This window comes from Streptomyces sp. NPDC045899 (assembly GCF_056431485.1).
On record NZ_JBWKKP010000053.1, the window covers coordinates 1 to 12,954 of the forward strand.

Annotated in this window: 4 protein-coding genes; 3 read left to right on the forward strand and 1 reads right to left on the reverse strand. The window is 71.9% G+C overall.

The genetic code is table 11. The features are described 5' to 3' along the window. The first annotated feature begins 45 nt into the window (after positions 1 to 45). Positions 46 to 5,289, forward strand: coding sequence for an SDR family NAD(P)-dependent oxidoreductase (locus AC07FT_RS36150; protein ID WP_479180401.1), 5,244 nt, complete (start codon positions 46 to 48; stop codon positions 5,287 to 5,289). Positions 5,290 to 5,305: 16 nt separating this feature from the next. Next, complete coding sequence (locus AC07FT_RS36155; RefSeq protein ID WP_479180402.1) at positions 5,306 to 10,309, forward strand: type I polyketide synthase; 5,004 nt, start codon at positions 5,306 to 5,308, stop codon at positions 10,307 to 10,309. Between the two features lie 68 nt (positions 10,310 to 10,377). Here AC07FT_RS36155 and AC07FT_RS36160 read toward each other — a convergent pair whose 3' ends face one another. Next, positions 10,378 to 11,247 carry an alpha/beta fold hydrolase gene (locus AC07FT_RS36160; RefSeq protein ID WP_471206949.1) on the reverse strand — a complete coding sequence of 290 codons (870 nt, stop codon included), beginning with the start codon at positions 11,245 to 11,247 and terminating at the stop codon, positions 10,378 to 10,380. Positions 11,248 to 11,526: 279 nt separating this feature from the next. Between AC07FT_RS36160 and AC07FT_RS36165 the strand changes: the two genes are divergently transcribed. Further along, positions 11,527 to 12,786 (forward strand): cytochrome P450, encoded by a 1,260-nt coding sequence (locus AC07FT_RS36165; RefSeq protein WP_479180404.1) that lies wholly within the window; start codon positions 11,527 to 11,529, stop codon positions 12,784 to 12,786. The last annotated feature ends 168 nt before the right edge of the window (positions 12,787 to 12,954 follow it).

The following is a 12,954-nucleotide window of genomic DNA, read 5'->3' on the forward strand; positions in this document are numbered from 1 at the left end:
CCGGTCGCGGAGTCCTCGTCGGATCCGGTGGGAGTCGTGCCGTGGGTGCTGTCCGCACGCAGTCCCGAAGCCCTGCGCGCCCAGGCCACAGCACTGGTAGCGCGATACGCGGATGACACCGAAGCCACTCCCGCCGAGGTCGGCTGGTCGCTGATCACCACTCGTTCCGTGTTCGAACATCGTGCGGTGGTCCAGGGTGAGGACCACGAGGAGCTGATCGCGGCGGTGCGGGCACTGGCCACCGGTGAGCCGGAGGCGGGCGCGGCGCTGTCCGGAGCCACGGTGACCACGAACGACACCGGCCCGGTGCTGGTGTTCCCGGGTCAGGGTTCGCAGTGGGTGGGGATGGGTGCCGGGCTGCTGGAGGCGTCGCCGGTGTTCGCGGGGCGGGTGGCCGAGTGTGAGCGTGCTCTTGGCCCTTATGTGGACTGGTCGTTGACGGAGGTGTTGCGGGGGGTCGGGGGTGCCGCGGATCTCGGTCGTGTTGATGTGGTGCAGCCGGTGTTGTGGGCGGTGATGGTGTCGTTGGCCGCCGTCTGGGCGGGGCATGGGGTGAAGCCCGCTGCGGTGGTGGGTCATAGTCAGGGTGAGATCGCGGCGGCGGTGGTCGCGGGTGCGTTGTCGTTGGATGATGGTGCCAAGGTCGTGGCCGAGCGCAGCAAGGCACTGCGACAGCTGGCCGGTGGCGGCGCCATGGCCTCCCTCGGACTGAGCCAGGACGAGGTCGCCGAACTGCTCTCGGCGTTGTCCGGCCGGGTCGCCGGTGTGGGCATCGCCGCGGTCAACGGACCCGCTTCGACCGTGGTGTCAGGTCCACCCGAGCAGGTGGCAGCCGTGGTCGCGGCCTGTGAGGAGAGCGGCGAGCGGGCCCGGCTGATCGAGGTGGACTACGCCTCGCACGGCCCTCAGGTCGACGAGATCCACGACGAGCTGATGCGTGTGCTGGACGGCATCAGCCCGGTCGGCAGCACCGGTTCGGGCACGGTGTTCTACTCGACGGTGAGCGGCGGTCCGGTCGACACCGACATTCTGGACACCGCCTACTGGGTGCGCAATCTGCGCGAGCGAGTGCGGTTCGCCGACACCGTCGAGGCGCTGCTGATCGACGGCCACCGAGTGTTCATCGAGGCCAGCACCCATCCTGTACTGACCCTGGGGATGCAGGAGACCTTCGAGGCGACCGGCGTCGAAGCGGTGACGGTGCCGACGCTGCGCCGTGACCACGGCGGCCGGGAGCAGCTGGTGCGCTCACTCGGTCAGGCGTTCATCGCCGGGACCGACGTCGACTGGACATCCCTCTTCCCGGTCTCACCGCCTCCGCGCGTGGTGGAACTCCCCACCTACGCCTTCCAGCGTGAGCGGTACTGGCTGGACAGCCGCGGCGGCCGGGCGGGCGATCCCACCGATCTCGGTCTGACCTCCGCCGGACATCCGCTGCTGGGCGCCGCCGTGGAACTGGCCGACGGCAGCAGCCATGTGCTGACCGGCCGGATCTCCGCACGCGCGAGCACCTGGCTCGGTGACCATGTGGTGGCGGGGACCGTGCTGGCGCCGGGAGCCGCGCTGGCCGAGTGGATGCTGCGGGCCGCGGACGAGGTCGGCTGTGGCGGGGTGGAGGAGCTGGCGCTCCAGATCCCGCTGGTCCTGCCGGAGTCGGGCGCGCTGCGCGTCCAGGTGGTCGTGGGCGCGAGCGGTGCCGACGGCCGCCGCGAGGCTCAGATCTACTCCCGCCCCGATGACACCACCGGGGCGGACACCGGATGGGTCTGCCACGCGGAGGGTGTGCTGAGCCCGCCCGCGGACGGTGCTGACCAGACGCCGGGGCTGGACGCGGCGTGGCCGCCGGCGGGTGCGCACCCGCTCGACGTGGACGGGTTCTACGAGCGGGTGGCGGCCTCGGGATACGCGTACGGGCCGTCGTTCCAGGGGCTGCGTGCCGTGTGGCGGGACGGTTCCGATGTGCTCGCCGAAGTGACGCTGCCCGAGGCCGCGGGGGACCCGGCCGGCTTCGGCATCCATCCGGCCCTGCTGGACGCGGCCCTGCATCCGGCCCTGCTCATCGACCAGCTCGACACCGATGCCACCGCCGGCACCGATGACCATGGCATCGAGCCGGGCGACAACCAGATGTGGTTGCCCTTCGCCTGGAACGGTGTCGCGCTGTGGGCCGCCGGGGCGACGACCGTGCGGGTGCGGCTCTCTCCCCGCCCGCAGACCACGGAGGGCGAGCGTGGCCTGCGGATGACCGTGGCCGACGCCATCGGCGCTCCGGTGCTGACGGTCGACTCGGTGGCCATGCGGCCCGCCGGCGCCGACCAGCTGCGGATGGCGCACACATCCCGCGCCGACAGCCTGTTCACCGTCGGCTGGACCGCGCTGCCGCCCGCTCCGGAGATCGATGAGGCGGTGGCCGGAGCCGATGACTGGGCCGTCCTCGGCCCTCACGGCCACGCGGACCTGGCGGCGCTGATCTCGGCCCTCGACAGCGGTGAGCCCGTACCGTCGGTGGTTCTCGCCGATGTGCTGCCCCATCGCAGGCATCACGCGCCGGGCATCGGCGGCGACGCCCCACGGGCGGCGGCAGAGGGGCTGGCGCTCGCACAGCGCACCGTGGAACTGGTGCGGGACTGGCTGGCCGAACCGCGGCTCGCCGACGCACGGCTCGCGGTGCTGACGCGGGATGCCGTCGCGGTGAACGGCCCCGTGGGCGATACGGCCGGTGGCGGTCCCGTGGACGCGGCCGCCGCCGCGCTCTGGGGCCTCCTCCGCAGCGCCCAGTCCGAGAACCCCGGGCGTTTCCTTCTCGTGGATCTCGACCATGACGCAGGGAACCCCGGTACGCATGACGAAATCGTCCGATCCGCCGTGGCGGGAGCCCTGCGGGCGGACGAACCCCAACTGGCCCTGCGGGCGGGCCGGGTGCTCGTGCCACGTCTCCTCCGAGCCGGCGCGGGAGGCGCCGGGCTGGTGGGCCCGGTCCGCCAGCCGGCGGCATGGCGGCTGGACACCACGGGCACCGCGACGCTGGAGAACGTGGCCCCGGTGGCCTGTCCGGAGGTGCTGGAGCCCCTGGAGGCCGGACAGGTGCGCGTCGCCGTCCACGCCGCCGGGGTCAACTTCCGTGATGTGCTGGTGAGCCTCGGTATGGTGCCCGGGCAGACCGGCCTCGGCGGTGAGGGCGCCGGTGTGGTGGTGGCCACCGGCCCGGACGTCACCGGCGTCGCCGTGGGCGACCGGGTCATGGGCGTCCTCGACCAGTCCTTCGGCCCGTTGGCGGTCACGGACGCCCGGCTCGTCGCGCCGATCCCGGCCGGCTGGAGCTTCCAGCAGGCGGCCGCCGCCCCCGTGGCCTATCTGACCGCCTGGTACGGGCTGGTCGAACTGGGCGGCCTCGGCGCGGACGAATCGGTCCTCATCCATGCCGCGACCGGTGGTGTGGGAACGGCGGCCGTGCGGATCGCCCGTCATCTGGGCGCGGAGATCTACGCGACGGCCGGCCCCGGCAAACATCCGGTGCTGGAGTCCATGGGCATCGACGCCGCGCACCGCGCCTCCTCCCGTGATCTGGACTTCGAGGACACTCTGCGCGAAGCCACCGGCGGACGCGGTGTGGACGTGGTGCTCAACAGCCTCACCGGGGAGTTCGTCGACGCGTCGCTGCGGCTGCTGGCCGACGGCGGTCGTCTGCTGGAGATGGGCAAGACCGACCTTCGCGACCCGGATCTGATCGCCGCCACCCACCCCGGGGTGACCTATCGCGTCTACGACCTGATCACGGGTGCGGGTCCGGACCTCATCCACCGCATGTGGCACGAGTTGACCGGGCTCTTCGAGGCCCAGGCGCTGGAGCCGCTTCCGGTGCGTTCATGGCCGCTCAGCCGGGCACGGGACGCGCTGCGGTGTCTCAGTCAGGCCAGGCACACGGGCAAGCTGGTGCTGGATGTCCCCGCGCCGGTGGACCCCGATGGGACCGTTCTGATCACCGGTGGCACCGGCACCCTCGGCGGACTCGTCGCCGAACACCTCGTCCGGGCGTGGAACATCGGCCATCTGCTCCTGGTGAGCCGTGGTGGTCCCGACGCGCCCGGTGCGAAGGAACTGATGGCCCACCTCGAGGAACTGGGCGCCGAGGTGCGGGTCGTCGCCGCGGATGTCACCGATGCCGAGGCGGTCAGGGGGCTGGTGGCGGGCGTTGATCCGGCGCATCCGCTGACCGGGGTCATCCATGCGGCGGGTGTGCTGGACGATGGCCTCATCACCTCGCAGACACCGGAACAGGTGGCGCGGGTGTGGGCGGCGAAGGCGGCGGCCGCTGCTCATCTGCATGCCGCCACCGAGCATCTGCGGCTGGGGATGTTCGTGATGTTCTCCTCGGCGGCCGGGGTGATGGGCAGCCCGGGTCAGGCCAACTACGCGGCGGCCAACGCCTTCTGTGACGCGCTGGCCGCCCACCGGCAGGCCGCCGGACTGCCCGGGGTGTCGGTGGCATGGGGACTCTGGGCCGACGCCAGCGGTATGACCGGCCACCTCGCCCAGGCCGACCTCGCCCGGATGGCACGCTCCGGGATCGCGGCGATGCCCGGCGAACAGGCGCTGGAACTGCTGGATGCGGCGTGCTGGCACGGCGACCCGCAGCCCGCCGCCGTCCATCTGGACGTACGCACCCTGGCCGCGCAGCCCGCCGACACCCTGCCCGCACTGCTCCGGGCCCTCGTCGCCGACGGGACGGCCACCCGGCGCACCGCCGCCACCGGACGGCCCGCGGCCGGTCTGGTCAGCCGGCTCGCCGGGCTTCCGCCGGAGGAACAGCACCATGTCCTGCTCACGCTCGTCCGTACCCAGGCGGCAGCCGTCCTCGGCCACAGCGACATCGGGGCGGTGTCCGGTGACACCCCGTTCAAGGACATGGGATTCGACTCGCTGACCGCCGTCGAACTGCGCAACCGCCTCTCGGCGGACACCGGACTGCGACTGCCCGCCACCTTCGTCTTCCGGCACCCCACCCCGTCGGCCATCGCCGGGGAACTGCGCGGGCAACTCTGCCCCGCGGGGGAGGCGGCCCCGGCACCCGTCTTCGGCGAGCTGGCGAAGCTGGAGGCGGCGATGGCCGCGTTCGCCCCCGACGACGACGCGCGCGGCAGGCTGGCCAAACGCCTGGAGACGCTGCTGTGGCGGCTGACCGACGGCTCAGCCGAGACCACCGCCGGACACACCGTGGACGACGGTGCCCTCGAGTCCGCGTCGGACGACGAGTTGTTCGAGTTCATCGACAGGGAACTGCCCTCTTGACCGCGAGTGAGGACTGATGTCGGGTACGGAAGACAAGCTCCGCCAGTATCTGCGCCGGGTCACGGTGGATCTCGGACAGGCTCGACAGCGGCTGCGGGAGGTCGAGGAACGGTCCCAGGAGCCGCTGGCCGTGGTGAGCATGGCCTGCCGCTATCCGGGCGGGGTGAGCTGCCCGGAAGAGCTGTGGGAACTGGTCTCCTCCGGCGGTGACGGGATCAGCGGGTTTCCCACCGACCGCGGCTGGGACCTGGAGGGGCTCTACCACCCGGACCCCGACCACCCGGGTACCAGCTACGTCCGGCACGGCGGGTTCCTGCGTGACGCAGACCGCTTCGATGCCGACTTCTTCGGCATCAGCCCGAGGGAAGCGCTGGCCATGGACCCCCAGCAGCGGCTTCTGCTGGAGGTCTCCTGGGAGCTGTTCGAGCGCGCGGGCATCGATCCGACGGCGATGAGGGGCACCCCCACCGGTGTGTACGCGGGTGTCTCCAGCCAGGACTATCTGTCCCGGATGCCCCACGTGCCCGAGGGGTTCGAGGGCTACGCCACCACCGGCAGCCTGACCTCCGTGGTATCGGGCCGCGTGGCCTACACCTTCGGTCTGGAGGGCCCGGCTGTCACGGTGGACACCGCGTGTTCGTCGTCGCTCGTCGCCATGCACCTGGCGTGCCAGGCGCTGCGGCAGGGCGAATGCGAACTCGCGCTCGCGGGTGGTGTCACCGCGCTCACCACTCCGACCGCCTTCGCCGAGTTCTCCCGGCAGCGCGGACTCGCTCCCGACGGACGCTGCAAGTCCTTCGCGGCGGGCGCGGACGGCACCGGATTCTCCGAAGGTGTCGGTCTGGTGCTGCTGGAACGGCTGTCGGACGCCCGGCGCAACGGCCACCGTGTGCTCGCGGTCATCCGCGGCTCGGCCGTCAACCAGGACGGTGCCAGCAACGGGCTCACCGCACCCAACGACGTCTCACAGGAGCGGGTGATCCGGCAGGCACTCACGAACGCACGGCTCGCGCCCGACCAGGTGGACGCGGTGGAGGCCCATGGCACCGGGACCTCTCTGGGCGACCCCATCGAGGCCCAGGCGCTGCTGGCCACCTACGGGCGGGACCGTCCCGAGGACCGGCCGCTGTGGCTGGGCTCGCTCAAGTCCAACATCGGACACGCCCAGGCGGCGGCCGGGGTGGCGGGCGTGATCAAGATGGTGATGGCCCTCCGGCACGAACGGCTGCCGGTCACCCTGCACATCGACGAACCGTCCCCGCATGTGGAGTGGGACGGTGGCGGGGTGCGGCTGCTGACCGAGCCGGTGGCATGGCCGCAGGGCGAGCGGCCGCGCCGCGCGGGCGTTTCCTCCTTCGGCATCAGCGGTACCAACGCCCATCTGATCGTGGAGCAGGCACCGGCACCGGATGAGCCCGAGGAGCCGGTCGAACCGACGGACGGCGCGGCGCCCGGTGTGCTGCCGTGGGTGCTGTCGGCGCGCGGTCAGCGGGCCCTGTGCGGCCAGGCGGCCGCGCTCGCGGCCCACACCGTCGCCGATCCCCGGCTGACGGCATCCGAGGTCGGCTGGTCGCTGACCACCACTCGGTCGGTGCTCGACCACCGGGCCGTGGTGCTGGGGGAGGACCGCGACCAACTCCTGGCGGCCGTGGAGGCGCTGGCCGCGGGGGAGGTCCATCCGGGTGTGATCCACCCCGGCCGTTCCGCGCACTCCATGGACCTGGGCCCGGTGCTGGTGTTCCCGGGTCAGGGTTCGCAGTGGGTGGGGATGGGTGCCGGGCTGCTGGAGGCGTCGCCGGTGTTCGCGGGGCGGGTGGCCGAGTGTGAGCGTGCTCTTGGCCCTTATGTGGACTGGTCGTTGACGGAGGTGTTGCGGGGGGTCGGGGGTGCCGCGGATCTCGGTCGTGTTGATGTGGTGCAGCCGGTGTTGTGGGCGGTGATGGTGTCGTTGGCCGCCGTCTGGGCGGGGCATGGGGTGAAGCCCGCCGCGGTGGTGGGTCATAGTCAGGGTGAGATCGCGGCGGCGGTGGTCGCGGGTGCGTTGTCGTTGGATGATGGTGCCAAGGTCGTGGCCGAGCGCAGCAAGGCACTGCGACAGCTGGCCGGTGGCGGCGCCATGGCCTCCCTCGGACTGAGCCAGGACGAGGTCGCCGAACTGCTCACCCGGCTGGGTGACGACGCGCCCGATGTCGGGGTGGCCGCCGTCAACGGACCGGCCTCCACCGTGATTTCGGGTCCGCCCGAACAGGTCGCCCGTGTCGTGACCGGGTGTCAGGACAGCGGCGACCGGGCCCGACTGATCGAGGTGGACTACGCCTCGCACAGCCCCCAGGTGGATGAGATCGCCGACGAGCTGCGGGAGGTGCTGGCCGGGATCCGGCCGACCACGTCGACCGTGGCCTTCTACTCGACGGTCAGCGGCGGCCGCCTCGACACCGCAGCGCTCGACACCGGCTACTGGGTGACCAATCTGCGGGAGCCGGTGAGGTTCGCCGATGCCGTGGCGGCCCTCCTCACCGATGGCCACCGGCTGTTCATCGAGGCCAGCACCCACCCCGTACTGACCGTCGGTATGCAGGAGACCTTCGAGGCGGCGGGGACCGACGCCGTCACCGTCCCCACGCTCCGCCGGGACCACGGCGGCAGCACGCAGCTGGCGCAGTCGCTCGCCCAGGCGTACACCGCCGGGGCGGCCGTGGACTGGACCACGCTCTGGCCGTCCGGCGCGGGGACACCCCGCGTCGTCGACCTGCCCACCTATGCCTTTCAGCGGGAGCGTTACTGGCTGCCCGACTCGGTGTCGTTCGACATCGCGGGCACGGCCGACGAGGACGAGTCGCGGTTCTGGGCCGCCGTCGAGGGCGGTGATCTGGACGCTCTCGGCGAGACCCTGAGCCTCACCGCGAACGGTGGTCACCGCTCCGCACTCGGAGAGGTGCTGCCCGCGCTCTCGCAGTGGCGGCGGTCACGGCGGGAGCGCTCCACCGTGGACTCCTGGCGCTACCGCCTCACCTGGCAGCCGCTGGACCACACGGGTTCGGGTGACATCGGCTCCTGGCTGCTGGTCCGCCCGGAGGGCCGCGCCGAGGGATGGGCCGAGGTGTGCGCCGGGGCGTTGGGCGCCGACGGGGCCACGGTGCACCGGCTGGAGGTACCCGACACCGCCGACCGGCAGACCCTCACGGAACTGCTGCGTTCCGTACGCGCCGATATGGAGCGACCGCCGGCGGGAGTGCTGTCGCTGCTGGCCCTCGACGACAAGGACGGCGAGGCCGCCGTCGAGGTGGCGCCCGGGCTGACCGGCACCCTCACCCTGCTCCAGACCCTCGCGGAGTCGGCTCTCGACGCACCGCTGTGGTGCGCCACCCGTGGCGCCGTCTCCACCGGCGACGGTGATCCGCTGGACCATCCGGCGCAGGCCCAGCTGTGGGGCCTGGGGAGGGTGGCGGCGCTCGAACTGCCCGAGGTGTGGGGCGGGCTGCTGGATCTGCCCGCTTCCCCCGACGAGGTGGTTCCCGAGCGGCTGCGCGGTGTCCTCGCCGCGGGGACCGGCGAGGACCAGGTGGTGCTGCGCGCCGAGGGAGCGTTCGGCCGCAGGCTGGTGCCCGCCCCGGTCGGGAGCGGTGTTCCGGAGCGGTCCTGGACACCCGGCGACACCGTGCTCATCACGGGGGACGCCGACGGCCCCGCCGCCCATGTCGCGCGCTGGACGGCCACCGAGGGGGCACGGCATGTGGTGCTGCTCGGCCCCGCCAGGGGCAACGGATCCGGCACTACCGAACTGACGGCGGAACTCGCCGCGCTCGGCGCACGGCTGACCGTCGCCGACTGCGCGCCCGCCGACCGGGACGGTGTGGTCCGTCTGATCGAGGAGCTCTCCGCGTCGGGTGACCGCGTCCGCACCGTCGTCCACACCGCGGCCTCCGCCGAACTGGCCCCGCTGCTGGACCTCACACCGGAACGGCTGGCCGCTGAGGTCTCCGGCCAACTGGCGGACACCGCACCGTGGCTGGCCGAGCTCTGCGGCCTTGAGGCCGCTGACACCGTCGTCCACTTCTCCACCGTCGCCACCGCATGGGGCAGCAAGGACCACGGTGCCTACGCGGCCGCCACCGCCTTCCTCGACGCCCTGGCACAGCGGGCCCGCGCCGAGGGCCGGTCCACGGTGTCCCTCGCCTGGGGCCTGTGGGATCTGGCGTGGGATCCGGCGGACGAAGGCCGTACCGACCAGGAGGGACAGGGCGACGCCCTGGGCGTACACACCGAGCGTTCCCGGCGGCAGGGGCTGACCCCCCTGGAGCCCCGGCTCGCGCTGACGGCGCTGCGCCAGGCGCTCGACCACCGCGATCCCGCCCTGGTCGTCGCCGATGTCGGCTGGGAGCGGTTCGTATCCCTGTTCACCCTGGCCAGGACGAGCAGGCTGTTCGACGGGATACCGGCAGCCCGTCAGGCGGCGGGTGCCGGAGACGACCCCGCCGATGGCGGTGGTGACGAGGCGGCCGTCCTGCGCCAGGAAGTGGCCGCGTTGCCCGGGGAGGAGCGGGCCGGGAGGCTGCTGGCGCTCGTCCGCTCCCATGTGGCGGCCGTCCTCCACTATCCATCGCCCGAGGCGGTCGAACCGGACCGGCCCTTCAAGGAGTTGGGGTTCGACTCCATCGCCGCGGTCGAGCTCCGCAACCGGCTGCGCGCCGTCACCGGGCTGAGCCTGTCCACGACGGTGGTCTTCGACTATCCGACACCGGACGCGCTGGCCGGCCATCTGCTGGCCCATGTGCTCCCGGAGGAGTCGGCGACGGACCACCCCGCGCTCGGACACGTCGAAGGACTGGAGACGGCGCTGGCCGGTCTCACCCCCGGGGATCCGCGCCGCGCGGGCCTTGTGAACCGGTTGCAGGCTCTGCTGTGGAAGTACACCGACACCGAGGACGCGCCCGGCGACGAAGCGGTGGACGGTGACGACCTCACCGCGGCGACCGCCGATGAGATGTTCGCGCTCCTCGACCGCGAGCTGGGAGCCTGACCGGCCGGATCGCGGCAGAACACATGACCCCCGTACGGCGCCGCCGTACGGGGGTCATGCGCCACCGGTCACGGCGCGGCGGGAGCCGCCTGACCCGCCGTACGGGCGAGCTCGAGCAGATCGTCGGCCACCCGCTCGGGATGCTGGGCGTGCAGGTCGTGTTCGGAGTCGGGGTACTCCCGCATGGTGGCGTCGCGCAGCTCCGCCGTGGTGGTGAGGATGCGCGAGCGGATGCGCTCCGCCCACCGCGGGTCCGCTCCCTTGGGGATGGCGGGCATCAGCAGGGTGGGTGCCTCGACGGCCGCGTACCAGGGCCCCGGCGGCTCGTTCCAGATGCTTCGCAGGATCGACATGTGCTGCTCGATGGACATGCGCCGGGACAGCGAACCGTCCGGGTTGACGCGCATGGTGGCCACCGCGGCGTCGATGGCGGCGGGGGACCAGTCGGGGTGGATGGCGCGGAAGTAGTCGGTGACGCTCCGCACGGTGGCGCCTTCCAGGGAGGCCGGACGCAGCGCGCCGGTGAACGCCTCCCAGGAGTTGAAGGTCTTGGCCGGTTCGAGCCAGCCGCCGTCCACCAGGGCGAGCGCGGCGACGAGTCCGGGGTGCTCGGCAGCCAGCCGGACGGAGACGTTGCCGCCCCAGGAGTGTCCGGCGACGACCACCCGGCCGAGGCCGAGGGCGGCGGTGGCCGCCACCAGGTCGGCCACCGCCGTCGGGGTGTCGTAGCCCTCCTCAGGGGTGTCGGACTCCCCATGGCCCCGCAGATCGACCGCGTACACCGGATGCCCCGCGGCGGCCAGATGGTCGGCGACCTCGTCCCACAGCCGGGCGCTGGAGGCCATGCCGTGTACCAGGAGGAAGGGGAGCGACGCGGTTCCCGGCCGGTGCCGGAAATGCAATGTCACATCGTCGGTTACGGGCACGGAAAGATCCATGAGGAAATTCTAGCCCGCCGTCAGAACCTCTTTCGAGTGCTGAGGATGTGATGTCCGCGCGGATTAGGGGCACTTAAGGACGGCGCGGGATACTTGCCCTGAACTGGATCGCCTGAGCTCAGGAGAGGCCGGGGACCGCTTGGCATTCTGTCGGCGCCGCAAAGGATATGCCGCAAGGGGTATCCGTGAAAGCGGACGTCAATTCCGCCGTATCCGGGGACCCGTCGGGCGATTCGTGCCGATTGCCGACCGTAGACTCCGAGCCTGAAGTGAGGCGCCGTGTATCCCCCGGATTCCAGGTTCGCCCGCGTCGAGAACATCGACCTCACCGACTTGTCCTTCTGGGCCCGACCGTACGGCGATCGCGACGCGGCCTTCGCGGCGCTGCGCCGACGGCCGGAGCCCGTCCTCTTCCACGAGCCGGCCATGCCGGGGTTCGCCCACGGTTCCGGCTACTACGCCATGGTGCGGCACGCCGATATCGCCGAGGTGAGCCGACGGCCGCAGGATTTCGGCTCCCTGCCCACCGCGATCAGCATCGTCGACCTGCCGGAGCAGTTCAACAGCTTCTTCGGTTCGATGATCAATATGGACAATCCCCAGCACGCTCGCTTGCGGCGGCTGGTCTCCCGTGCGTTCGGCCGCGGAATGGCGGCGGAGTTCGAGGTCGCCTCGCACACGGCGGCACGACGGATCGTCGATGATCTGATCGCGGAGGGTCCGGGCGACTTCGTCCGCAAGGTCGCCGCGATCATGCCCATCGCCGTGCTCAGCGGGATGATGGGAATTCCCCGCGACGACTACGAGTTCATCTACGACCGGTCCAACGTCATCGTCGGAACGTTCGATCCCGAATACGTACCGCGCCCGGACCAGGCGACGGCCGCCCTGCTGAAGACCTCGCACGAACTCGCGGACTACATCTCCCGGCTCGCCGCGGACCGGACCCGCAACCCCACCGGGGACCTGGTCAGCCGGCTGGTGCAGGCGCAGATCGACGGTGAGCGGCTGAGCCCCGAGGAACTCTCCTCCTTCTTCATCCTGCTCGTCGTGGCCGGAATGGAGACCACCCGCAACGCCATCTCGCGCGGCCTGGTGCTGCTGACCGAACACCCCGAGCAGCGTGAACTCCTGCTCTCCGACTTCGACAAGTACGCCCCCGGCGCGGTGGAGGAGATCCTGCGGGTCGCCACCCCCATCAACTGGATGCGCCGCACCGTCACCCGCGACTGCGAGGTGAACGGCAACCGGTTCACGGAGGGCGACAAACTGCTGCTCTTCTACTGGTCCGCCAACCGGGACGAGGAGGTCTTCACCGACCCCTACCGGTTCGACATCACCCGGGACCCCAATCCCCATATGAGCTTCGGATCCGTGGGCCCGCACTTCTGCCTGGGCGCCCACCTCGCCCGGATGGAGGTCACCGTGCTCTTCCGGGAGCTCTTCGCCCGGCTCCCGGAGATCCGCACCGTCGGCGCGCCCCGGCGGCTGGTGGCCAGTTTCGTGGAGGCCATCAAACACGTGGACTGCGCGTTCTGACGGTTCCGGGGCGGCGCGCCGGGCGCGCGTGGCGAACACGAGGACGCCGCGGGGGGGGGGGGGGGGGCCCCCCCCCCCCCCCCCCCCCCCCCTCCCCCCCCCCCCCCCCCACCCCCCCCACCCCCCCCCCCCCCCCCCGGCCGGTTGTCGCCCCTTCTGTCCCCCCCC

Coding starts and splice junctions, on each gene's coding strand:
- AC07FT_RS36155 (WP_479180402.1), top strand. CDS start 5,306: ATGTCGGGTACGGAAGACAAGCTCCGCCAGTATCTGCGCCGGGTCACG.
- AC07FT_RS36160 (WP_471206949.1), bottom strand. CDS start 11,247: ATGGATCTTTCCGTGCCCGTAACCGACGATGTGACATTGCATTTCCGG.